The 25527-nt window shown below is 41.2% G+C and carries 17 protein-coding genes; 9 read left to right on the top strand and 8 right to left on the bottom strand.

Annotation, left to right across the window (positions count from 1 at the left end):
• Window positions 1–1353 precede the first annotated feature (1353 nt).
• Window positions 1354–1998: a recombinase family protein gene (locus G6047_RS08465; protein ID WP_169527173.1), complete on the top strand. Its 645-nt coding sequence runs from the start codon at window positions 1354–1356 to the stop codon at window positions 1996–1998.
• Window positions 1999–2060: 62 nt separating this feature from the next.
• On the opposite strand, the gene G6047_RS08470 is transcribed toward G6047_RS08465, so the two are convergent.
• The 3 genes from G6047_RS08470 to G6047_RS08480 all read right to left on the bottom strand — a co-directional run bounded on the left by G6047_RS08470 (window position 2061) and on the right by G6047_RS08480 (window position 5293).
• Window positions 2061–2993, bottom strand: coding sequence for a hypothetical protein (locus G6047_RS08470; RefSeq protein ID WP_169527174.1), 933 nt, complete (start codon window positions 2991–2993; stop codon window positions 2061–2063).
• Between the two features lie 199 nt (window positions 2994–3192).
• Window positions 3193–4098 carry a hypothetical protein gene (locus tag G6047_RS08475; protein ID WP_169527175.1) on the bottom strand — a complete coding sequence of 302 codons (906 nt, stop codon included), beginning with the start codon at window positions 4096–4098 and terminating at the stop codon, window positions 3193–3195.
• Between the two features lie 133 nt (window positions 4099–4231).
• On the bottom strand, window positions 4232–5293 hold the full coding sequence (locus G6047_RS08480; protein ID WP_169527176.1) for a hypothetical protein: 1062 nt from the start codon (window positions 5291–5293) through the stop codon (window positions 4232–4234).
• Window positions 5294–5424: 131 nt separating this feature from the next.
• Between G6047_RS08480 and G6047_RS08485 the strand changes: the two genes are divergently transcribed.
• A complete protein-coding gene (locus tag G6047_RS08485; protein ID WP_169527177.1) occupies window positions 5425–6270 on the top strand; it encodes a hypothetical protein in 846 nt (281 codons plus the stop codon).
• An 8-nt stretch (window positions 6271–6278) separates the two neighbouring features.
• Here the strand turns inward: G6047_RS08485 and G6047_RS08490 are convergent, their stop codons facing one another.
• Complete coding sequence (locus G6047_RS08490) at window positions 6279–7400, bottom strand: AbiH family protein (protein WP_169527178.1); 1122 nt, start codon at window positions 7398–7400, stop codon at window positions 6279–6281.
• Between the two features lie 1027 nt (window positions 7401–8427).
• Here G6047_RS08490 and G6047_RS08495 point away from each other — a divergent pair.
• The 4 genes from G6047_RS08495 to G6047_RS08510 all read left to right on the top strand — a co-directional run bounded on the left by G6047_RS08495 (window position 8428) and on the right by G6047_RS08510 (window position 17635).
• The gene (locus G6047_RS08495) at window positions 8428–9486 is read left to right on the top strand and encodes a sensor histidine kinase (protein ID WP_169527179.1); all 1059 of its coding nucleotides are present in this window, start codon (window positions 8428–8430) and stop codon (window positions 9484–9486) included.
• On the top strand, window positions 9483–10235 hold the full coding sequence (locus G6047_RS08500; RefSeq protein WP_169527180.1) for a LytR/AlgR family response regulator transcription factor: 753 nt from the start codon (window positions 9483–9485) through the stop codon (window positions 10233–10235). Before G6047_RS08495 ends, G6047_RS08500 begins: the two co-directional genes overlap by 4 nt.
• A 101-nt stretch (window positions 10236–10336) precedes the next feature.
• On the top strand, window positions 10337–12817 hold the full coding sequence (locus G6047_RS08505) for a TonB-dependent receptor domain-containing protein (protein WP_169527181.1): 2481 nt from the start codon (window positions 10337–10339) through the stop codon (window positions 12815–12817).
• Window positions 12818–13216: 399 nt separating this feature from the next.
• Window positions 13217–17635, top strand: coding sequence for a LamG-like jellyroll fold domain-containing protein (locus tag G6047_RS08510; protein WP_169527182.1), 4419 nt, complete (start codon window positions 13217–13219; stop codon window positions 17633–17635).
• An 80-nt stretch (window positions 17636–17715) separates the two neighbouring features.
• On the opposite strand, the gene hisS is transcribed toward G6047_RS08510, so the two are convergent.
• A complete protein-coding gene (gene hisS / locus G6047_RS08515) occupies window positions 17716–19152 on the bottom strand; it encodes a histidine--tRNA ligase (RefSeq protein ID WP_169527183.1) in 1437 nt (478 codons plus the stop codon).
• Between the two features lie 101 nt (window positions 19153–19253).
• On the opposite strand from hisS, the gene G6047_RS08520 reads away from it, so the two are divergent.
• Window positions 19254–20501, top strand: a complete 1248-nt coding sequence (locus tag G6047_RS08520) for an ABC transporter permease (RefSeq protein WP_169527184.1) — start codon at window positions 19254–19256, stop codon at window positions 20499–20501.
• A 99-nt stretch (window positions 20502–20600) separates the two neighbouring features.
• Here the strand turns inward: G6047_RS08520 and prmC are convergent, their stop codons facing one another.
• The 3 genes from prmC to G6047_RS08535 all read right to left on the bottom strand — a co-directional run bounded on the left by prmC (window position 20601) and on the right by G6047_RS08535 (window position 23330).
• On the bottom strand, window positions 20601–21458 hold the full coding sequence (prmC, locus tag G6047_RS08525) for a peptide chain release factor N(5)-glutamine methyltransferase (RefSeq protein WP_169527185.1): 858 nt from the start codon (window positions 21456–21458) through the stop codon (window positions 20601–20603).
• A 278-nt stretch (window positions 21459–21736) separates the two neighbouring features.
• Entirely contained in the window at window positions 21737–22912 is a 1176-nt protein-coding gene (locus G6047_RS08530; protein ID WP_169527186.1) for a GlmU family protein, read from the bottom strand.
• Window positions 22913–23078: 166 nt separating this feature from the next.
• Complete coding sequence (locus G6047_RS08535; protein ID WP_169527187.1) at window positions 23079–23330, bottom strand: type B 50S ribosomal protein L31; 252 nt, start codon at window positions 23328–23330, stop codon at window positions 23079–23081.
• Window positions 23331–23901: 571 nt separating this feature from the next.
• Between G6047_RS08535 and G6047_RS08540 the strand changes: the two genes are divergently transcribed.
• Together G6047_RS08540 and G6047_RS08545 are read left to right on the top strand one after the other, a co-directional pair.
• Complete coding sequence (locus G6047_RS08540) at window positions 23902–24456, top strand: DUF4199 domain-containing protein (RefSeq protein WP_169527188.1); 555 nt, start codon at window positions 23902–23904, stop codon at window positions 24454–24456.
• A complete protein-coding gene (locus G6047_RS08545) occupies window positions 24457–25413 on the top strand; it encodes a glycosyltransferase family 2 protein (protein WP_169527189.1) in 957 nt (318 codons plus the stop codon). It abuts the gene before it with no gap.
• Window positions 25414–25527 lie beyond the last annotated feature (114 nt).

The raw sequence follows: 25527 nt of genomic DNA on the forward strand, positions 1-25527 counted from the left end.
AAAAGGATTGAGCAAATCGTTCTCGGTCTAAGCAAATAATATGGATTTGATGATTCTGTAACGGATTACTAACTAGGAGCAAATTTATCCGATAAAAAGCACGTAAATCCTTTAATTTAAAACTTAAACAATTATTTAGGTCACTCGTCGAAATAAAAATAGCTGTCCTCGTCGTTGCAATAGTTTTGGCATGTAGTGATAAAAGTAAATTAGTGATGCAGGAATTGCTCCTAACAGGGTTCTCAGCAGTGCTCTCTTGAACTTACTAAAGAAATAAAATGATAATACTTTTTATTTTAGGTTAAGTTAGTTTGCTATCTACGTATAAGATGTGTACCAATATCATTGCCACTCCACGAAAAACCCTATGGATACTGATACTTTTCATGTTAATAAGTTTGATTTAGAAATGTAAATCTTTAACAAAAAACTTTGCAACTTACTACCAAGTTTATTTCTTAGTATTTTATTAAGAAATTTTAAACGCCATTTTCTTAATTATTTAATTACATCGTTTTTTTTGGAGCTTTCACCTGAAATAATGGTAGTACGTCGAAAATTTGCCCTTTTTAGTAATATGTAATATATAAACGAATTACTAATTAAGTACATTTAACTCATTAAAGTTCTGACCTGTACTGGCCTTTGGGTCAATAAACGACAAAGTCGGACTATACATCCGACTCTGCTCTTGAAACCTAAGTTTCTAATTTAATTCTCTCGGTTCGAAATGACAGAATTAATTCTTATTCCCGCAACAACAGTAGCTGTTGTTTTTATCAAAAAGCTACCACAAATTATTTTGGCGTTAGCCACACTTATAGAAGCCTGTAAGAAATGAATTTAACTAAACCGTCTTAACAGACGGTTTTTATATTTTAAATGTACAATGCTTATTTTGAACTATAATCAAATCTAAAATATTTCCGTTGAACTACACAAAACGGTGGATAAATGTAGGTAAATTGGTTATAAGTTTCTCTGAATGACTCTGAATCTAACTTAATTATAACGCAAAACTTGCTCATGATTATTATCATTTTACCTTTAGATAACTAGTATCGCGCCCATTCTTTCCCGACCAAAAAATCCACACCCCGATATTCGACTTCTTTTGTGGTTCAGGTGGGTTCACTTTTATTTTAACGCCATACAATAGAGAATCTTTATGACTCAATGTGCAATTTTAGGTTATAACCCAAACTTGCACAACTTCTCAATTATCAAACCGAGCAAATACGTTCAAAAATCTATTCAAATTGGACTAACCTAAAATTGCACAATAATTATATATTATGCACAATTAATTTGCACATATTGCTATCTTTGTTCTTGAATTTTAATAACATGTTTATGGAACGAAGCGCATATTACCTCAGAAAGTCAACAGTTGGACAAAGATTCGACCGCCAAGAATTAACTGTTCCTGATGGTGCTTTGGTCTATAGAGATACAATTTCAGGAACTAAACCATTTAAAGACCGTCCACAAGCTAGAGAATTGATTGAAGCAATAGATAAAGGCGAGGTAAATAAAATTATTCTAAGCGGTATAGATAGGCTTGGAAGAGATGCTGCATCAATGCTTACCCAATTGCAAGAATTCACGGATAAAGGAATTAATATAAGGGTTGAAAATCTAGGTATGGAGAGTATTGTGAATGGAAAGCCTAGCCCAACTTTTATGATTGTTACAGGATTACTTAGTTCACTATCACAATATGAGAAAGAATTGATTGCCGAAAGAAGGCAAGCAGGTTTGGAAGCTGCTCAAGCCAAAGCGAAAGCTAATCATACAACAATCTATAAAGGTCGTAAGGTCGGTAGTGTAGAAGGAACGGAAAAGTTCCTTGAGAAACACAATAGGATTGTCAAAGCACTTAAAAAACATCCTGATATGTCATTAAGAGATTTGGCAACATTGGCTTCAGATGAAACGATTGGTTACAAAGTGTCTATGAATACCGTTAAGAAGGTTAAAATTGAATTACAAAGATGATTGTTAATTTTCGCATTTGCCATAGAGTATTTTATTTAAAGTGTATAGCTTTTTGCTCTTTATTATATGCTTGAACCAAAGCCTAAAAATTTAGTGTCCAAAGCAATACCAAAGCCATACCAAGGTCTTCCATTATAAACCCAGTGTTTGCCTACAGTTGTAAGTGCAGTATCCCAACCAAGTGGAATTATTGTAAAGCTAAGTTCCTTGTAAGTATATGATAATGTAATTCCCGATGAAAGCATTAATTGTGTGTAAGATTCATCTTCATTCAAATATTCATTAGTATTTTCCTCATTAAATTCCTGAACCATTGGTGCAGCCATTAAGCCAATTGAGAATTTATGATTAGAAGTTTTGCCATCATAAAATAGTCTATGCAGTGAATATTGATATATGGCTAGATTAACGCCAATATTATCAACGTCTGCTTTTGCCAATTGCTTTCTCCCTTGAAAGTTTGGTCTAACCTTGAATGGAACTGTCACAATTGATATAGGAAATTGAAATTTAAAAACTGAAATATGTTCATGATAGCCGATGTAACCATTTCTAACTATTGGGGTTTCGTAATAAGTAAGTCTATCATGGTTACTCTTATCAAAATAAGTAATCTTAAATAGGTTATCTGAGGTTTCTGCTTTTACAACTTGAATATGCGCGTTTAAAAAATTTGCTGTATTTGATTCAACCAATACTGGAGGAATAGTTTCATCAGTTTGATTTATTACACTCGTAGTCTTAGTTACTGTTGATTGAATGATAACCCCTTGTGCATCCCTTTGATTGACTGTGGTTGTTTCAGTAACATTGGTTGTTTTTATATCTTGTTGAGCAGATGGTAAGATTGTATCTGTAGTTTCAGTAGTTGTGGAAGTTTTTACACCCGTTGTTGTGTTTGTATTTGTTGTTTCTTGAGTATTTACTGTGGACTTAGTGACTTGACTATAACAAACTCCACATGAAAAGAGGATTAATGATAAGAATGCCTTCATAACTTATTGGTTTAAATGGTTTTACGCTTCAAACCTAATAATTATAGTTGTATCAATTAATCCCTAATATTGGGGATATTTGTTATATGCCTGAATTCAGGGATACGTAATTGTAAATACTACAAATGTGAAAATTTGCCGAATAAGTTGCAGGGTCTGTGAAATTGATTACATATCCAATAAAAATGAATGCTTTAGTCTAATCGAAATTATTATCCTCGATATTAGCATTTTTTAGATAATGAGGGAAGTTTAGTTGAAGATAATGACCTATTGAGGTCAAAGTGTATCCATCTTCTTCATCGCGATGTCTGTAGGGTTGAACTAATCCCAAGCCTTCAAAATAGGAGGATTCGCTTTCATTCAGTTCAAAGTGACTGCGGAGAATTCCTTGGTTTAAAATATTTCGACCTATTGAAAGCTTACCATCACTTATTAATTGAATAAATGCAGATAGGGCTAAGGGATTAACTTGGTTCGGATTGGTCATTTCATATTTAACCAAGTTAACAATGCTTTCCTTCCGAAGTTCAACTTTATGATTTGCCGCTTCCTTCTCTTTATATTCGGCTTGGGATTTGAGGTGTTGTTTGTTAGCATCTACATGAACTTCAGACATTTCCTTCAAATCGTATTCTAGTTTTAGATTAGCTTTTTTCAATTCAGCATTCTTGTCCTTCAGCTCATCATTTTCCTCTCGTTCTTTTTCTAACTCATCCGTTTTTTGGAAAAGTTGTTTGACTTTATCATCAAATCTCCTTTTCTCAATTACTAAATTACTATCGGCTGTCCTTACAACATAAGGTGTTAATCTATATTCAAAGAAGGTCGATAACCAACGTGTTACGAGCAGAAGTATATACCCTACAATCATTGCTCCAATAGCGAATGCAACATTTATCCCAGCTTCTTGCCAAAAGTTCCTAGAATCAAAATAACGGCAAAGCCTATCCATTCGCTCATCCAACTTCATTGTGGAATCGAAGTTGAACATCATGAATATCAAATCCCAATTACGAATGAACCAAACAAATGCTAGGGTTCCAAAAAACGGATTCTTTGCTCTTGCTTTGAATGTAGACAGTACTGAATCGAGTTGTAGCATATAAATTTAGGTTAATAACAAATCTAAATAAAAAAGCCTCTCAAAATGAGAGGCTTAAACCTAACTAATCAAGTAAATGAAATCTATCTCTACATACGTTAATGGTGCATTTGTAGATTTTAGAATTTGAGAACTATTGAACATTTGCGTCTTTTATATACTCATTAAAATATGTTTTAGGCTTCTCAAGTTCGGGTTCTTGTGAATCGTATTCCAGCCAATAATATTTTTTAGTTACTGGATTGTATATGTAATAGAAATAGTCTTTGAATTTGGAGTGAAGGAGAATGTAACCATCCTTCTGCTCCATCTCTTCATGGTCAATTCCATCAAGAGATTCAATTGTTTCTCTAAATTTAAATCCATATTTATCTGATGGCTTTGTCATATCTTTTGTTTTATCATGGCTGATTACATCGTAGAAATAATTTACTCCACATTTACATTCTTCAATAAGGTTTGGTTCATAAAAATTGATGAACGACTCAATACTGTTTAGAGCCTTAAAATAATCAAAATTGATTAAGCGTCTATAGACCTTTTTGAAATGAGTGTTCGTAACTTTATCCTCAGGCTTAAAATGTACGATTGCATTTCTTAGTAGAATCAATTGCTTTATAATCTCAAGACCTTCTGGATTTTCATCTGCAAAATCGATTTCCTTAACTTGGGGGAACCCGAATTCTACCTTATCGGCAAATGATGGACGCTTAATAGGATGGTTCTTTGAATTATACAGTTTGATATGTATAGGCACAACCGAATTTGCAAAGCACTCTATTGATGCTTGAGCATTAATTATGCACGTCATTGCCATTTGTGCAAAATCACTAAAATGTGCTGGGTGTTGTTTTTTGCCTGAAGGTTTTCTTAGATTAGCAGCGTTTTCAAAAAGTTTCTTTCGGAAAAGATTAAGCATTGGGAAAGACATTGCAGCACTGCTAAAAAAGATAAGAATTGGATTTAATTCAGGAATAAATAGTTTTTCTCCTTCATGGTTCAAATCAAATCCGAATATTAGTTGTTCAGGGTAAATCCCGTAAATGTCATACTGTGACTCCTCAGCAAGCTCATCGGATTCTAAGTATCGCTTTACAAGTTCCAAACTTTCCTTTGGAATTATATCAATAGGAATATTTGAAGGGTCAAAGTCGATTTTGATAGCTTTTGTTGGCTTTATAATGGCATGAGGCATTTCAAAGTTTTTTGGTTAGAAGTCAAAGTTAGGTATTTAACAGATGTTTATAAACCACGTGAGAACTTAATTCTTAGACTATTGTATCAAATTCACGTAATCCCGAAATTTGGAAATTAAGATAATAGAATATGAATAATGATTTTTTCGAATGGAATAAAAAAATTCAGTTAAGCATTCCAAATTTGGATTCTATCAATGCGTTGAGTCGTGCTATGGATATAGCACTTCCAAAAATAAATGTTCCATCATTTCCGTATATTAATTTGATGTCTTTAGAAAATTACAACAATGTCCAAACGACAATTGATGCTATTCAAAGAGTCACAAAGTTGCTAATTATCCCGAATACTAACCCAATATTTACTTCAATAAGTACTGACGAATGGTGGCGCGAGAGGCTAGGTCAGGATAATAAATGGGAACCCTTCTTAAAATATAGTGAACTTTTTGGAAAAGTTTCGCTCACGGGATTGGACGATTCAATTTTTGAAGATGTAGAAGAAGCCTATGGAGATTCGGCAATAGCGAATTTGGTAGCTGATACAAATAGTGTCTTAGAATCAATTGCAACGACGGATTTACCAAACGCAAAGATTATCTTGATTAATTTTCTAAAGAAAATTTTTAGCGGTGAAGTTGGGAAGGGCGTTGCGACAAATTTACTTTCAAGCTTTATCTGGCTTCTAATAACGATGGTATTTTTTCCAGCACCATCAACTTCAGTTAACGTTACTAACAACGTCACCACCAATAATATTGTAGTTGAGAAAGACTACGACGAATATCTGAACGATGTAGATTGTACAGTATATTCCAGGGCAACACTTAAAGCTAAGAAAATTGATGTACTGCCATTGGGATGTACTATTGCCATTTTAAAGGATGGAAGAATTTGGGCAAAGATATTTTACACCAAACCGACAGGTGAGGAAGGATTTGGATGGATTAAGAAAGAATCCCTATCAAAAATTTAATTTAGACTTTATTTGTCTTTGGGGCATTGAGGTAATGGCATGCAAAATGCCTTGGGTGCAACCTTCCTTCTAAGCATATTTTTATCGGTGAAATGCCTTCCAATATTGATAGCCTTGTCAAAGAAGTCATCAGTGTTATCATCCCTTTGATGATAGTGCATAAAAATATACTTGCAGTTTTCATTTTCAAATATTCCCTTTAAAAGAGTTCTATCTGATAGTGCCATTGAATGTCCAAGAACTTCTACGAAGAATTCATCAGAATCAATAAAGCTCATTAGGGTTGTGTAATTGATTGAATGTAAATAGCTGCTAGATTTGGTAAATTCCAAATAGTGATTTTTATTGGCCTTTTCCAATTCAGGAAATAGTTCATCAGATTCATCACCATATCCAAATACTATTGGATTATTATTATCCCTATAACTGCCATGTATTTGATTTACGATTGTTCGGGAATGTTCTGAAATATATAAGTTAACCGTATTGGTATAATTAAAACAAAGGATGTATGTTTTCCCATCTAAGTCATGAAATGGCAAATCATTATTGACCATATCCCTGAGATGAGTCAGATGCTTGGGAGGATTGCTAAAAAAGTCGTTTGAAAAATTCTGCGTTGGTCGCCAACTATTAAGGATTCTATGCATTGAATCAAGGTAAATTTCCGAGTTAACTTTAGCGTCAATTTCTTCCACTAGATAAGTTCGAAATAGTTGCCGAACCTCCTCAAATTCTTTATTTAAATCGGTGATTAGGTCTTCCATCCTCGCATGGTTAGTCCTAAAAATAAGTTCCAAGCTTTCTTTATAAGCCATTTCGATATCCACCCAATTGACTTCCTTTAAGAATCTATTAATTGAGAGGAAAAAGTCATTCAAATAGGCATAGTGTTTCCCTCTTTCGTAATAAGGTCTGTCCAAAAGTCTCTCTAAATCGCTCAAGCTTTGGAACTTTATGCCATCATGAATGTTTAGTTTGATGAAGAAATCTTGATAAGTGTAAGTGCCATGACTCTGTACCATTGACGATGACAAAGTTGTCCAGTACCAACTAAGAAAGTTTTTGTAGCTAGTTGGTAATCCGTGCGCTAAATCAAAACCGTTTCCAACAATTATTAGTCTATTCATATTCTTTCAATGCTTCGTTTTGTATTTGCCAAATCACTAAGTATTTCGAATGGCTAAGCGAATTTTATCAATGAGGCTTTGATGTGTTATTTGCCCATCTTGTGATAATAATGCTAATTCTAATTTTTGCTTTGGATACAGGTTCAAAAGCTGCATCAGGGATGTACGTGTAAAGCCAAGATTGTCTTTCGGAAAGTATTAAAATAGGAACTAACTTTTGCTTGAACTTTATCCCTGAAGTTTGATACAGTTTAGAGTTCAAATATATACTTGGGCCAATGATAAAAAGATTACCTACTTGTTCAACTTCACACCATGTATGAAAATTTCCGATTACCTTTCCAAATTTAGAAGAACCATTTACCAAGGATTTATTATGTTTATCCCTTAAAATTAAATTTCCTGTAACTTGACTAGCTGAAAATCCTTCATCACTAAATGCTTGATAAAGGGCATTCCCAATGATATGACAAATAACTGATTGACTACCATTAAAAAAATCTGATAAGGTTATGCAAGATTCTGTAAAACTTTTTTCATTGATTTAGTTTTTAACTGGTTACGAATGTATAACTCTTGGGTTTATAGTTGAGTATGAAACGGAAAAATATTCTATATACCACTAGAACGTGTTTTATTATTCTTAACCCATGTCCCAGCCCAACGGATTTTTCTCTAATGTTGCATACTGAGATTTCATGAAGGACTAACAAAATTGGAGTGAGGAAAGAAGTGAGGTCAAAAGGATTAAAACGGACAAAACAGGATTTTGTAAATTTTTTAAACTACTGATAATTAATAGATTTAACCAGAATAAAAATGTAAATTCCAAGATTCATAACCCTGAGGTCGAGAGTTCAAATCTCTCTCTCGCTACAAGAGCCGTAATCTGGAAATCAGGTTACGGTTTTTTTATTTTTCAAAGTAGATTTTGAAAGATATGTTACTTCCGTCGATACTTGTTCCCTTTCTATCGACCCAAATTTGAATTCCGAACGGTAACGCTATCTTTGCCGCAACAATTCGAATGATGTCAGACAAAAGAATTTCCATCCTCGCACAAATCCTCATTTTCACCGGATTGGCCATTCTGCAATGCCTGCCGTTGTTCTGGAAAGTGTATTTCCCCATTGAATACTGGATCAAGCAATCGCTGATGTTCGCGGTTTGGGTCGGGATATTCTATCTGTCGCTCAAAGTGCTCTTGCCGTTTTTATTGTTTCGTGGCCGATGGGGATTTTTCCTGTTGTCGGTCATACTTCTCGTTCTGCCATCGGTACTTATCTTTAGCCATGTTTCCGATAATTTATTGGATTTACATGCGGTGTTGAACAAGCATTTCAATGTCGATCCAAAGAAAGAGCATCCGGACAAAGCGTTGCTGGGCGATTTCGGAACTGTAATCATTACGTTGTTGGTCATCGGAAGCAGCACCGTGATTGGGTTCGGGGAAAAATTGAGGTCGGAATCACAACTTCGCGAAAACCTCGAAAAGGAAAAAGTGACATCTGAATTGTCTTTCCTTAAATCCCAGATCAATCCGCATTTCTTCTTCAACATCCTCAATAGCATTTATGCGCTTACGGATACCGATGTCACTGCCGCAAGGGCCGCCATTTACAATCTGTCACATTTGATGCGGTATGTGCTTTATGACACGCAGAACAACCTGACCTCACTTCAAAAAGAAGTCGCTTTTGTAGAAGATTATTTAAAGCTGATGGAACTCCGCATCACTTCCAACGTTCAGGTTATTTTTGACAAACCGGCAATAGTAAAAGACGTAGAAGTTGCACCGATGCTGTTTTTGCCGTTCATAGAAAATGCGTTCAAACACGGCATCAGTTCGATCCATCCGAGTTATATTTATATTGGGTTACGACAGACGGAAAACACTATCGAAATCGAAGTCCGCAATTCGCTTTTCGAAGAACAGGCACTTAATAAGGAGGAAAGCAACGGAATCGGGATAGGAAACACCAAACGCCGCCTCGATTTGATTTATCCGGGCCGATACGAATTGGATATCGATAAAAACACTGCGGCTTCGGAATTTTCGGTTTCACTCAAATTGAAACAGCTATGATTTTAAGTTGTATTGCAGTAGACGACGAACCTTTGGCGCTCAAAATGATGGCGTCTTACATAGAACAGACACCTGCGCTCAAACTTGTTTCGACATTTTCAAACGGCATTGCGGCACTTAAAGCCATAAATGAATCTCCCGTAGACTTGCTTTTCCTAGATATCCGGATGAACGATCTAAGCGGAATCGAGCTCGCCAAATTACTCGAACCGTACAAAGCCGATGGCAACCTACGCATCATTTTCACCACGGCTTACGACCAATATGCGTTGGAAGGATATAAAGTGGAAGCCCTCGATTACCTGCTCAAGCCTTTCAGTTATGACGATTTCCTGAAGGCCGTCAACAAGGCCGTCAAATATTATGAACTGATCCGGAAAACGGGTGTTGATGAGGTGGAAAAGCCTGTCGAAATTCCGTCGGCTGAAAAAAGCTATATCTACGTCAAAGTCGAATACCAGTTGGTTCGCATCGCCACCGAAGAAATCACCTATCTCGAAAGCGACAAGGATTACATCAAGATTTATATTGAAAACCAGCCCAAGCCAATCGTATCGTTAATGAGCATGAAAGCGATAGAGGAAAAGCTGCCGAAAGACAAATTCATGCGCATTCACCGTTCGTTCATCGTGTCGCTCGACAAGATAAAAGCGGCTACAAAAGGCACTATCGAAGTGGCTGGAAAGACGATTCCGGTGACCGATCAGTACCGCGAACAATTCGCAGCTTTTTTCAAGAGCTGGCAGTAAAAATTCCAAGACGCTTTTCCGTCGATGTTTAAGGGCTTTCCGTCGAACCGATGTGGTTTTCCAGATTAACCGACCTTCATTTGCATCATATTTTTTGACAAATGAAAAAGCTACTCTTTTTTGCGCTTATCCTACTATCGGGAATTGGCGCATCAGCACAAACAGAACCGGTTTTTAAAGGAAGCATTTCCGGGGTCGTCATAGATTCCACAAGCAACAAGCCGGTAGATTATGCCTCGGTCAGCTTATATAAAGCCGATGCCGCCACACCAATCAACGGTGTCATCACGGATGCCAATGGAAACTTCAAAATAGACGGCGTCGTCCCAGGAAACTACAAAATCGGGATTTCGTTCATCGGTTACCAAACCAAGAACACAAAGACATTTACAATCGATGCCGCAAACCTGAATTACCAGATTGGTAAAATCATTTTGTCGGCCGAAGTCAATACGCTCAATGAAGTCGTAGTGCAAGGTTCGGCGGCTCTGGTTTCGAATAAAATCGACAAGATTGTCTACAATGTCGAGAAAGATGTGACGGCATCTGGCGGAAGCGCGACCGATGTATTACAGAAAGTGCCTTTAGTAAGCGTTGATATCGACGGAAATGTATCAGTCCGAGGTGATGCGAACGTCCGCATACTTATCAACGGAAAACCTACGGGCGCCACATCGTCCAATGTATCGGACGTACTTAAATCCATTCCGGCCGACCAGATCAAAAATGTGGAAGTCGTTACCGCTCCATCTGCAAAATATGATGCGGAAGGTTCAGGTGGCATCATCAACATCATCACCAAACAAAAAAGTGTTTCCGGAATAAATGGTTCGGTTAGCGGCGGGGTCGGGACGCGCCAGAATAACTTCAATGCCAACATCAATTACAATAAAGGAAAATTCAGTCTTTCGGCAAACATCGGGTCACACAGCGGATGGCCACAGACTTCAGATTATAATTCTTCCCAGCAATTCAACGACGGAACTACCAATACCTTACAAACGGCAAACGGAACCAGCAAAGTCAATCGTTTTGGCATGATGGGTTCGGTTACGGCAGGTTATGAGATCGATTCGACTAACAGCATCAGCTCGACGTTCCGGTTGAATAAGATGGAGTTTTCTTCCGACGGGAATTCCCAAAACATTTTCACCGATTATAACGATGCTTCCAACAACAATACATTCACCGGAAAGACGAGGTCGGTCAACAAAAACGAGGGTTTTGACTGGAACCTCGATTACCTCCACAAATTCTCAAAAGAAGGGCATGAGCTGACGTTTTCGACCCAATGGAGCCATTCCAAAGTCAACACCGATTATACCAATCAATACTCGGCGTTTTACACAGACCAGAAAGCGTTCAATGATGGAACCAATAACGAATATACCTTGCAGTTGGATTATTCGCTTCCGATAACAGAAAAGTTCAAAGTGGAAGCCGGCGGTAAAAGTATCTTCCGCAGGATTTCAAGCGATTTTACCAACTATGTGCCTGATGCCAATGGAAATTTCACCTACGACCCAATAAGTTCCAACTTATACGATTACAGCCAGGATGTTCTTGCCGGATACGCTGTCGGGACATTGACGCTGCCAAAAGGTTATACTGTGATGGCAGGCGCGAGGATTGAAAATACATCGATTACCGGAAATCCGACGAATGCCTTACAGACAGACCTGCAACGGTTTGAGAATACTTATTCCACGTTTATCCCAAGTTTTACGCTGCAGAAATCGCTGACCGATAAATCTTCGCTAAAACTGACGTACTCCAAACGTATCACGCGTCCGAGTCTTACATACCTGAACCCGTTCATCAACAAATCAAATATCCAGGCACAGACGCAGGGAAATCCGAACCTTGACCCGGAAATTTCGCAGACGGTTGAGTTGGGGTATTCGACATTTTCCCAAAAGCGTACGCTGAGTGTTTCGGCTTATTACAAATATACGTCGGGGCTTATCGAAGGAATCGCGACACCTCTTGACGGGGAAAGCGGGACGATCACGAATTACCAGAACATTGGTAATAATAAATCGTTTGGGATGAGTTTGTTCGGATCGGTCAATCCGTTCAAGATCCTGACCATACGCGGAAATGTCAATGCGTATACCTACAAACCGGATCCGTCAGGGGTATTCCTTGAAGACGCGACGCAAAATGGGACATATGTACAATACAATGCTTTTGTAAGTGGAACCTTGGCTTTCGAAAACGGATTGTCGGCAGAGGCATTTGTCATCCAGAATTCATCGAGAAGAACAATCCAGGGAACGAATCCGGCTTTCAACTTAATGGTTTTCGGGGTCAAGAAACAATTCTGGGACAAAAAAGCATCTTTGGGAATCAACGTGGCTTCGCCTTTCAGAAAAGACCTGAGCTTTAAATCTGAAACTACCGGGACAGGCTTCAATACAAGCAGCCAGTTCAACTACCCGATACGATCGTTCGGCATCACGTTCAGTTATAATTTCGGAAAGATGAGTTTCTCAGATCCTTCCAAAGGCAAAAAAGGAGTAAAGAACGATGACCTTAAAGAAGGTGAGAGCAACCCAGGCGGCATGGTTCCATCTCCGTAAAAAAAATGGCTTTTCCAACGGCCGTCAAAAACACGAAAGAGTAGCGTGGGTTGATTATTGATTTTAGGCTTTTCGGTCGTTGCTAAAGCTATCTTCATGGGAATGATTTATGAAGATAATGTAAATCCAGGATTAAGATAAAAGTGGGCGTTTGATATTTCAGGCGCCCATTATTTTTTACACGAAACAATTATGTAAGAAAATATACTCAAAATAAATCATTAAGTGTATTTAATCGATAAAAAATGCATTTAATCGGTAAAAAAATTTGCACGATTCAATTTAAGTCCTACTTTTGAATTGTCATTAACAAGCTCATAAACAAAACAAAAGAATTTAAACCCTACTGCTTATATCTTTTCCCCAAACAGATATCTGCCGTAAAACTTAACCTCTACTATGGAAATTTTTACTTCTGCCAGTAAAAGCCTAGCGGTATTTTTACTTGGGATTTCCACCTTGACGTTTGCCAGGCCTCCGCATCATAATGGTGTCGTTCCGATGCATGCAAAAATGGTCGCAGGACCGGAAGTCCAGGTACTCGGAAACTATCAGTCTATAGCGAACAATGATGTTTCGCCATCTGTTTCCGATAATACCAATATCGGTTCAGTCTCAATCGAAAGCGGATCGACCACAGTAATCTACACCATCCAAAATACGGGCGATGCAGATCTTACACTTGGCGCGGTAACTATTTCCGGTTCAGATGCTGCCTTGTTTACCGTTGTCCAACAGCCGGCTTCAACGGTCGCTGCCGGAGGACAAACGACCTTGCACATCTCGTTTCAGCCGACGACTATCGGAACAAAAACAGTCCAGGTTTCCTTTACTTCAAACGATTCGGACGAATCGAATTTTTCATTTGCGATAAGTGGTCTTGGTGTTCGTACGTATCCGGATACCGATGGTGACGGCATAAGCGATAATATAGATATTGACGATGACAACGACGGAATTCCGGATGTCGACGAACAATTGAGTTGCTTCGATTCCCCGTTTTCAGGAACGCCGGAATATATTTTCCTAAATGAGACATTCGGAGCCGGAACTACAAAAGGCCAGATCAACATCAATATTCCGGGAGCAACCTGTACGTATTGTTATGAAGATGGGATCGTGGGAACCAATACGGCAGAATGTCCAAGCCAATCGAGCAGAATCCTTGACGACGGCGAATATGTCGTTACACATAAAATTGCAGGAACGGACAGTGCCGATCCCGATAACATCCACGGCGATCTTGCCTGGAACGGCCCGGAAGATCACACACCCGGAGACGTCAACGGACGCATGGCCGTATTCAATGCCAGCTTTACACCGGGAATTTTTTACGAAACGACCATCCATGGCGTGATTCCGAATATTCCGGTCACCTATGGATTTTGGGCATTGAATATCATGTCGGTCGGAAATTACGGCGGATCGATTTTACCCAATATCACGGTTGAATTCCTCGATATGGAAAACAACCTGATTTCGTCTTTTAATACAGGTGATATAGGCCGTTGCGGCACGGACAACGCCGATAACAGCTGCACATTAAGCCAATGGCGTCAGTATACAACCAGTGTCAACCTTGGAGACAATACCTCTTTTGTGATCCGGTTCCGTAACAACGCTCCGGGCGGAGGCGGAAATGATCTGGCACTCGACGACATCACCATCCGCCAGAATTACTGCGACCGCGATTCAGACGGCATCGCCAATATCTTCGACCTCGATTCAGATAACGACGGAATCCCGGATGTGGAAGAAGCCGGTTTCAAAAACTTTACGACAGGAAATGCCATGCTTGACGTCGCGGCAGGTTCATGGGTAGATGTGAATGCGAACGGATTGCACGATACCATCGAAGCGATGCTAGCCTCTGGTTACACCTTCCCGGATTCAGACGGAGACGGCGTGCCGGATTTTCAGGATCTGGACAGCGACAACGACAGTCTTTTTGATGTAGACGAAGCCGGAATGTACAATGGCGATGGAGATATCGATGGAGATGGAACAGGCGATGGACTTGATTCGGACCACGACGGATTGCTTGATGTATTCGATACTTTTATAGGTTTCGGAAGTGACGTTCGTGATTTTGCCCAGGATTTTGACGGTGACGGACAAGCCGATTACACCCAGATCGATATAGATAGTGACGGTGTTTTTGACATTGCCCAAAGTATTTATGCATCACTCGATGCGAATGGCGACGGTGAAATTGACGGGACTGCAGATGTCGACAAAGACGGAATCATCGACAGTTTCGACTCCGATGAAACCAAACTCGGTTCGCCACGTGACATCGATACCAAACTATATCTCGATCTCGACGGCCGCAACGATTACGCCGAAGGTTCAGCTCTTTTGGGAAATCTTCCCGAAGCCACCATCATGGGCTGGGTCAAGCTTGCCAATGGTTTTGCGGTTGACGGATATATTTTCGGACAGGATAATTTCAATGTGAAAATGACCGGATCGGGCGAATTCGTCGCATCGGCGAACGGCCAGCAGATTTCGTTCTCAGACGGAATACAGACAGACAGATGGTATCATGTGGCTGCTGTTTACAATCCAACATCAGAGACTAAAAAATTAGCATTTTTCCTAAACGGACAGGAAGTATCGTCTTCAAACGACAGTTCGCTTTCAGGTGCGCTCAATGCCAGTACGACTCCGTTTACTATCGGAAAAAATGCAGCTTCACCAAGTGACTTCTTCGAAGGTTCGGTAGATGAGGTACGGGTGTTCAACAAAGCACTTTCTGAGGATCAACTGCACAAAATAGTCTATCAGGAAATCGACAAAAACGGTACGGCCATCCGCGGAAGCTTTGTCCCGAAAGATGTGGAAAGCCTTGATTGGAGTTCTTTGGTCGCGTATTACAGAATGGATACTTATAAAGATGATGTTTGCGACGACAGGACTACATCAACCGTAGATCAGGGAGCAGCTTCTGGTTTATTGCGAATCTATAATGTCAAGAAAATCCGTCCGCAATTGGCGCCTATGCCTTTTGTGACAACGTTGGACGGAAGTCTCGACAATGCCGTTTCCCAACAGAATTTCGTCAACGGACAGGATGTCTTCGATTACGAATGGGCAATGGTCCACATCAAAAACAACATCGATTTGCCGGTAAACCACACGAGCCTGGGAATGGTGATCGACAGCGGGAAACTGGTGCGTGCCGTCAACAACAACAAAATACGCAACGATTGGTATTTGAAACTCGACGGTAAAATCGATCTGGTTGACCGTGCCCAGTTGCATCAATCGGATTTCAGCGACCTCGACGTCACATCTGCCGGATCCATCGAACGCGACCAGCAGGGAACGACGAATAAATTCAATTACAACTACTGGTGCTCGCCTGTCGGAGCTGTATCTGCCACCCAGAATAATCCTGCCTTTACCGTAAGCGGTGTGTTACGCGATGGAACCGATGCTTCGAATCCGCAGGCCATAAACTGGATCATGGGAATCAACCCGACACCGACATCGCCTATAACATTGAGCAGCTATTGGATATTCAAATTCCAGAATCTTTCCAATTCCTATTCAAACTGGGGTAACGTTGGAGCTAACGGAACTTTGCTCGCCGGACAAGGCTTTACCCTCAAAGGAAGCAGCGTGCCGGCCGAAAGCCAGAATCTTGTATTTACCGGAAAACCGAACAACGGTGAAATCCAGATGCCGATTGCCGCAAACAACCTGAATCTTGCCGGGAATCCGTATCCATCTGCGATGGATGCCAACAAGTTTATCGAGGATAACCTTGGTTCAGTAGTGGGAACGCTGTATTTCTGGGAACATTACAGCACTAACAATACACACGTTACACAAGATTACCAAGGCGGTTATGCCGTGCGTACCCTTGTTGGCGGATTGCCACCTGTTGCTCCTCCGGGAGTCAGCGGATATGGGTCGAGCAGCCATGTGCCGAACCGTTTTATACCAGTCGGACAAGGTTTTTTTGTAAGAGCCAATAATACAGGTGGAAATATTAAGTTCGACAATACACAACGGGTTTTTGTCAAAGAAGGCAATGCCGATTCCGGGCCTATGTTCCGGACGAATCAAACGGCTGAGCAAATGCCAGCTGTAGCTTCAAATGCCGATGATGTCTTTGAACAGGACACACATCCACGCATCCGCATCGGGTTTGATTTTGTGAACCAGTATCACCGTCAATTATTGCTCGGTTATATGGGAAGTCCGGCCACAGGGAATTTCGATTCGGGTTACGATGCGTCAAACAATGACACAAATCCGGATGATCTGACCTTTAAGTTAGGCTACTACCGTTGTGTGATTATGGGTGAAGGAAATTTCGATGTGACCAAGTCGTTCCCGCTCGAAGTGAAATCCCAAACTGCCGGACAAGTTCGTTTTACGCTTGACGGAACAGAGAATTTTGATTCGGAACAACCCATCTATATCTACGATGCACTTCTCGAATCTTACGTAAACCTGCGCAACGCCGATTATAATGTGAGCGTAAATCAGGGCCTTACGACAGACAGGTTCTATTTGAAATACACGGCTCCGGCCTGGCTTTCTACTGGCGATAACGCTTCAGCCGGAATTACAGTGATGACTGCTTCAGATGGTTCTTACATCGGAATAAAAAATTCGGTAGCGACACGTCAGATACAAAAAGTCGAATTGTTCACGGTATTGGGACAAAAGCTGTCTGTTTTGGAAACCAAATCAATGGATCAGTCCGATATCCGGATGCCATCGGCAGGATTGAGCAGCGGAACTTACGTGGCTAAAATAACAACAGATTCCGGAGAATTCAGCCGGAAAATAATCATAGAGTAATACCCTTTTTTCCCCCTTTTTACCTACAAAAAAAGAACCTCCTTTTCCGGGAGGTTCTTTGATTTTATAACATTGTCAGATTATAGCGTATGGAATCCGGCGAAGAACGATTCGATGTCATCTGCTTCGACCGTAAATTTCTCACCCGTCGCCAATAATTTGACGCTGAGATTGCCGTCGATCAGTTCCTGTTCGCCCACCGAAACTACATAAGGAATGCCTCGTTTTTCAGCGTATGTGAACTGCTTTGCCGGTTTGGCTGCGTCCGGATACATTTCCACCCGAAAGCCGCGGTTGCGCAATTTGGTCACCGATTGCATCGAGAATTCCGCTTCGGCATTTCCGTAATTGAGGAACAGGGCCAATGGTGCGTTCTGTACCGATTCCGGGAACAAACCGAGTTCTTCGAGCACGATGTAGATCCGGTCAAGCCCGAATGAAATCCCGACGCCACTCATGTTTTTGAGCCCGAAAATTCCCGTCAGGTCATCGTAACGACCACCGCCGCCAATGCTTCCCATGGCCACTTTATCGGCAACGACTTCAAAGATGGCACCCGTGTAATAATTGAGGCCGCGTGCCAGCGTGACGTCAAGTTCCAATGTGGATGTACTCAAGCCGAGCATCCGGATATTGGTGTTGATGAACTGTAGTTCCTCGATACCTTTTTTGCCGTCGGCAGATTCAGACAACAATTGTCCAAGTTGTTCGAGTTGCTGGCCAAAATCGCCCGATAACGAAAACAACGGTGACAATTTTTCGATGGCAGATTCCGGGATTCCTTTTTCTGTCATTTCCTTCTTTACGCCGTCAATCCCAATCTTGTCGAGTTTGTCGAGCGCGACAGTGAAATCTATGAGCTTATCGCCAGCACCGATCACATCGGCTATGCCCGAAAGGATTTTTCGGTTGTTGATTTTGATCTTTGTGTTTTCAAGGCCGAGATCTGAAAAAACAGCATCGTATAACTGAACCAATTCTACTTCCTGCCACAACGAATCAGACCCGACTACATCGGCATCGCATTGATAGAATTCGCGGAAACGCCCTTTTTGCGGACGGTCGGCGCGCCAAACGGGTTGTATCTGGTAGCGTTTGAACGGAAATTGGATGTCGTTTTGGTGTTGGACTACGTAACGAGCGAACGGAACGGTAAGGTCGTAACGAAGCGCTTTTTCTGAAATTTTTGCCGTAAACCGGTTGAGGTCGATGAGGTTTTCTTTTGATAATCTATCGGCTGGATTTCCAAGCAGAAAATCAATGTCAGACGGCAACTCCAACTTCGTTTTATCGTAAAAGAAATTACCGCTGTTGAGGATCTTGAAAATCAACCGGTCGCCTTCTTCCCCATATTTTCCCAACAGGGTATCTGAATTTTCAAACGACGGGGTTTCGATGGGTTGGTAGCCGTATTTTTCAAAGTTTCCGCGCATGACGGATATGATGTACTGGCGTCTGGCGACTTCTTCAGGTGAAAAATCGCGTGTGCCTTTTGGTATTTCAGGTTTTTTTGCCATGATGGAAGTAAAGCGGCAAATATCGGGATTTAGCGCAAATAAAAGCTATATCGGCTGGCGTCCGTCAGTATAAAATAATTGTATTTTAGCAAAAAAAACGAATGTTCAAATTGCTTCGGGAAAACATCAGGATCGCGATGGGTTCCATCAGGACTCAATTGCTGCGGACGGTGCTTACCATTTTTATCATCGGGATCGGGATTTGGGCATTGGTCGGAATCCTGACAGTCGTATCGGCGCTTGAACATACCATTACATCTGATTTTGCGTCCATGGGTTCCAATACCTTCAACATGGAACAATACAATATATCGGACCAGATCGACGGAAATAACGGCAAGAAGCAAAAGGTAAATCCAATCATTTCATATCCGCAGGCAAAGGCTTTCAAGGAAAAATATACGTACCCGTATACACAAACATCCGTGTCGTTCCAGGCCGTTACGAGTGCCGAAGTAAAATACGAATCCAAAAAGACCGATCCGGATATCGCTGTTTTCGGTGTCGACGAAAACTATATGCCGAATACCGGAAATGAAATCTCGAAAGGCCGGAATTTTTCCGCATCGGACATCCGCAACAATACCTATGTGTGTATCCTGGGTTCCGATTTTGAAAAAGGCCTGTTCGAAGGTGTCGAAAATCCAATCGACAAAGTCATTTCGATACGCGGTTCCAGGTTCCGGGTCATCGGCATTCTCAAAGAAAAAGGATCGACTTTTGGCAACAGCCAGGATTTGCGCGTGTTCATCCCAATCCAGGTGGCGCGTTCGATGTATTCACAGCCGAATATCAATTACACGGTAAGCGTGATGGTTACGTACAAGGAAATGCTGGACCGGGCCGTGGATAATGCGGTGCTTACCATGCGCAATATCCGGAAGCTGACGCCGACCCAAACGGATAATTTCGGGGTTTCAAGGAGCGACGACTTAATCAACCGGATTTTGTCGATTACCGGATATCTCAACATTGCGGCCTGGGTCATTGGCATCATCACCATTTTCGGGTCTTCGATAGCACTGATGAATATCATGTTGGTTTCGGTAACCGAAAGGACGCGCGAAATTGGTGTCCGAAAAGCGCTTGGGGCCAATCGTTCCACCATCGCCATACAATTTTTCGTGGAGACGCTCGTCATTGGCCAGCTCGGCGGATTGATAGGGATGATCATTGGGATACTTTCCGGTTATGGAGTAGCGTCGTTGCTTAACTTCAGTTTTGCCATTCCATGGGGCGCGATGCTGGCAGCAGTGGCTACCACTTTTGTTGTTGCGATCGTTTCAGGGTTGTATCCGGCGGTGAAGGCTTCGCGTTTGGATCCTATTGAGGCGTTGCGGTATGAATAAACCGTTTACAAATGTCCTGTTTACAAAAATCTGTAAACAGGACATCTGTAAACAAGATTGCCTGTCTTGCTAATTTAAAGATACAAGAAAACGGTCTGGTTAATTTACGTCCGAAATTGACGCTTTCAACATCCTGTCATTTCCCAGAAGGTCCTTTCTGAGTTCGATGCTTTTATACCCGATATTTTCAAGCATTTCAATGGTTTCCGATGCGAGATATTGATTGATTTCAAAATACAAACTTCCATTTTCTGACAGGCTTTCAATTGCCAGTTGCGCAATTTTCCTGTAAAAGACAAGTGCGTCATTGTCATCTACGAATAATGCCAGATGCGGTTCGTACTCCAAAACGTTTTTGCGGATCTCGTGTTTTTCCAGATTCCGGACATAAGGCGGATTCGATACGATAATGTCGTATTTGTGATCCAGGCTTTTTGTTTGAAGAATGTCCTGCAGATGGAATTGCACCGATGCCTCATTACGGACAGCATTGCGCTTTGCGGTTTCCAGTGCATCGAAAGAAACATCGATTGCTGAAACTTTTGAATCCACAAGGCTTTTGGCAACCGAAATGGCAATGCATCCGCTTCCGGTTCCTATGTCTAAAATTTGAGGGTTTCCATTGAATTCCCAATCTTTGACAATCCAATCGACAAGTTCTTCAGTTTCCTGACGCGGAATCAAAACGGCCGGATTGACTTCGAATTCAAAACCGTAAAAATGGGTTGAGCCGATGATGTATTGGATTGGTACTTCCTGTTTCAGCTGATCCAGCGCGGAATCGAACCTCGCTTTTTCTTCAGGTGAAAATTCGAGTTCCGGTTTGGTGGCAACGTCGATTCGCTTCAAACCGAGCCAATCTTCGAGAAGCAGGTTGATGAAGTTTTCTGCTTCGATTGCGTCGTAGTGTGCAGTTAGTTCGGAGATGAAATGGTGTTTGTAAGTTCGTATGTTCATTTGGGTCGTGAAGCCTTGGCCCGGATAGAAGCGGCATCCTTTTGGGGCTCCCGATAGTTATCGGGATAAGCGCAAAAGATATAGCTGACAGCCGGACACGAGGGAAGTGAATTGACGAAGCAAACAGCTGCTTATAAAAATACTCATTAAATTAAATTCAGACCTTCCAGGTTTAATAAACCCGCAAGGTTTATTAAACCCGCAAGGTTTATTAAACCTGGAAGGTCTAGGGTAACGAAAAAAATCCAGATTAACCGATCTTAGCCGTTTAAGTTCGGCTACTCTTTCCGCCACTTCTTCGTCTCCTCAAAAACATGCTCCAGAATCCGGGCTTCCTGTTCGTCAAAAACCATATTACGGCGAGACATCACAATTCGCGCAGTTTCAAAAGCCTTTTTGGTAATGTAAGTGGTAAAGCCCGATGCGCCGCCCCATGAAAAACTCGGGACGAAATTCCTCGGGAAGCCGCTTCCGAAAATATTAGCGCTTACACCCACGACAGTTCCCGTATTGAACATGGTATTGATGCCGCATTTGGAATGATCACCCATCATGAGTCCGCAGAACTGAAGTCCCGTTCTGGCGAATCCTTCGGTCTCATAACTCCACAGTTTGACTTCTTCGTAATTGTTCTTGAGGTTGGAATTATTAGTGTCTGCCCCAAGATTGCACCATTCGCCAAGCACGGAATTTCCTAAAAATCCGTCATGTCCTTTATTTGAATAGCCGAACAAAACCGAGTTGCTGACTTCGCCACCAATCCGTGAAAACGGCCCGACGGTAGTGGCACCATACACTTTTGTGGCTAATTTCACCTGTCCGCCTTCACACAAAGCAAACGGTCCGCGTATGACGGAATTCTCCATGATTTCGGCATTCTTTCCAATATAAATCGGGCCGGTCGAAGCATTTAATGTGACGAATTCCAATTTGGCGCCTTCTTCGATAAAAATATTTTCTGGTGCGATGACATTGACGCTTGACGGAATTGGTTGCGATGTCCGGTCTTCGGTCAGCAACTCGAAATCTTCTCTCAAAGCTGCATCGTTCCTGGAGAAAATATCCCACGGATTATTTACAGTGAGGCAATCGTTGCTGAATTCCAGGATTTCATAACTGTCGAAATCTACTTCTTCCTGTGTGTCTTCGGTGAAAAAAGCGATGACTTCGCCGTTTTTGAACAAGGCTTGTCTGGGTTCGAGCGAAAGCACCATTTCGGCCAATATTTCATTCGGGACAAACGAGGCGTTGATCATGACGTTCTGTTCCATTTCGACCATCGGATATTTTTCCGACAGATATTCTTCGGTCAGCGTAGTCGTGGTATTTCCGAGATACTTTTCCCATTTCTCCCGAATGGTCAGTATTCCAATGCGGATGTCGGCGACGGGACGTGTAAAGGTGAATGGGAGTAAGGCGTTTCTGGACGGGCCGTCGAATAATATGTAGTTCATGGGAATTAGATAATGAGGTCAATGAGATAATTAGAGAATGAGATAATGGTTGGCAGTACGAATTTAACCCAATTATCCAATTTTCTCATTTTCTAATTGACTAATTAATGTAAACAAAAAAGCCCTCCGTTTCGGGAAGGCTCTTCGTAATTTGAACACTCTAAGATTATTTCGCGTGTTTTGCGTATTTGTTTTTGAACTTGTCAATACGACCAGCCGTATCGATAAGCTTTGATTTACCAGTATAAAAAGGGTGGGACGTACGGGAAATCTCCATTTTCACAACCGGATACTCGACACCTTCGTGAGTGATGGTTTCTTTTGTATCTGCTGTAGATTTCGTGATGAATACTTCGTCGTTAGACATGTCTTTGAAAGCGACCAGTCTGTAATTTTCCGGGTGGGTTCCTTTTTTCATGGTTTATTCTTTACTGCTGTTGTTTCCTTCTGAAGCTTTCTCTTGAAAGGTGTGAATTGGCAACCGCTTTTGGTTTACAAATTTTATTTGAGTGTGCAAATGTAGGGAAATTATTTAAAGTGCAAAGTTTTTTTTGGTTAAAAGTTCGGGAGTTCGGAAGAGGCGAGGTCGGGAAAGTCAGGAAAGTCTGAAAAGTCTGAAAAGACGGGAAAGACGGGAAAGTCGGGAAAGACGGGAAAGACGGAAAGACGGAAATGTGAGAGTAGGAAATAGAAAGATAGTTTGCTTTGACTTGTCAGATAATTACTAATGCATCTGAGTGTAATTTAAACTTATGATGTAATTAAAAGAACTGAACCAAAAAACAGTGTGTCAAATTCTCAAAAAAAGCAAAAACGCCATATGAAGTGTGTCAAAGTATGAAAAAAATAAAAATGACACTTATTCTTCAAATCCGGATTCAGGTTATGTTGCAGTGTTTTAAAAACATGTTCGGATTTTGGCATACCCATGCGTCTTCCCTTCAATTTTCCAGAGTAATAATTCCTATATTTGTTAAAAATTTTTTTCTATGTCTGAAGTTAAGACGCCCGCAATCAAGACGCCTGCATCAATTGCTGCCGTTTACGGATTGTTTTTCGGATTGATCATGATTCTGGAATTTATGCTCAGTTATACCCTGAACATCGATCCTCTTGAAAATCCGGCTGTTGGCTGGGTTATGAATTTGCTCAATTACCTGTTTCTTCCGTTTGTTTTTATCATGCTTGCCTGCAATGCCTACAAGAAATACAACAATGGTTTTATTTCATTCGGCCAGTGTATAAAGGCAGGTGTGACGACGGCTTTTCTTGCAGCCTTGGCCTATGGTGTGTTCTATTTTGTCTTTACCCTTATTTTTCCGGAATTCATAGATGAGGCAATGGACAAAGTTGCAAGGGTCACTATGAGGAATAGTCCGGATTTGACTCAGGAGCAACTCGATATGTCACTTTCATGGGTGCGGAAATTTATGGAACCGATGCTAACCATTCCTTTTACACTTGTAATGTATACCATCATAGGGCTTATACATTCGTTTATAGTCGGTGCGATTGTAAAGAAAGATCAGCCTCAATTCAATTAGATGAACATTTCCTTAGTAATCCCGCTTCTCAATGAGGCGGAATCCCTTCGCGAACTGCATTCCTGGATTTTCCGGGTCATGCAGGAACACCGTTTTTCTTACGAGGTTATTTTTATAGATGACGGAAGTTCCGATGGATCGTGGGAAATCATCGAAGCGCTTTCTGTCCTCGATGAAAACGTCAAAGGCATCCGGTTCATGAAAAACTTTGGCAAGTCACAGGCGTTACATGCCGGATTTGCCGCAGCCAAAGGCGATGTCGTCATTACGATGGATGCCGATTTGCAGGACAGCCCGGACGAAATCCCGGAATTGTATCGCATGATCATCGAGGATAAATTCGACCTGGTTTCCGGCTGGAAAAAAAAGCGGTATGACAACGTGCTGTTCAAAAACCTGCCATCTAAGTTGTTCAATTGGGCCGCAAGGCGTACTTCGGGCGTAAAGCTCCACGATTTCAACTGTGGGCTCAAATCCTATAAAAATGTAGTGGTGAAGAACGTGGAAGTTTCCGGTGAAATGCACCGCTATATTCCGGTTTTGGCCAAGAATGCCGGTTTCAAAAAGATAGGTGAGAAGGTCGTGCAGCACCAGGCGCGTAAATACGGAGAGACCAAATTCGGGATGAACCGCTTTATAAACGGATTCCTCGATTTGATAACCATTTGGTTTTTATCGCGGTTTGGCAGGCAGCCGATGCATCTTTTTGGGGCGCTCGGTTCGGTAATGTTCGTAATTGGTTTCATTTCTGCGGGTTATATCGGGATTTCCAAACTGTACCGGTTGTATCACGACGAGCCGACGATCCTGGTCACGAGCAATCCGTGGTTTTATATAGCCCTGACGACTATGATCATCGGGACACAATTGTTCCTCGCCGGATTTTTGGGTGAAATCGTGTTGCGGGCACGTCAGGGAAATGACCGGTACAAGATTTCCGGACGGATTAATTTATAGGTTTCCAACTTCCAGACTTTACCAATTTTTGACGATATTTAATAAGATAACGAAAAGCCCTAGCCCGGATGGAAGCGGCATCCTTTTGCAGCGTTCTTAAGCGCAAAAGATATA

This window comes from Flavobacterium silvaticum, assembly GCF_012911565.1.
Lineage (GTDB): Bacteria > Bacteroidota > Bacteroidia > Flavobacteriales > Flavobacteriaceae > Flavobacterium > Flavobacterium silvaticum.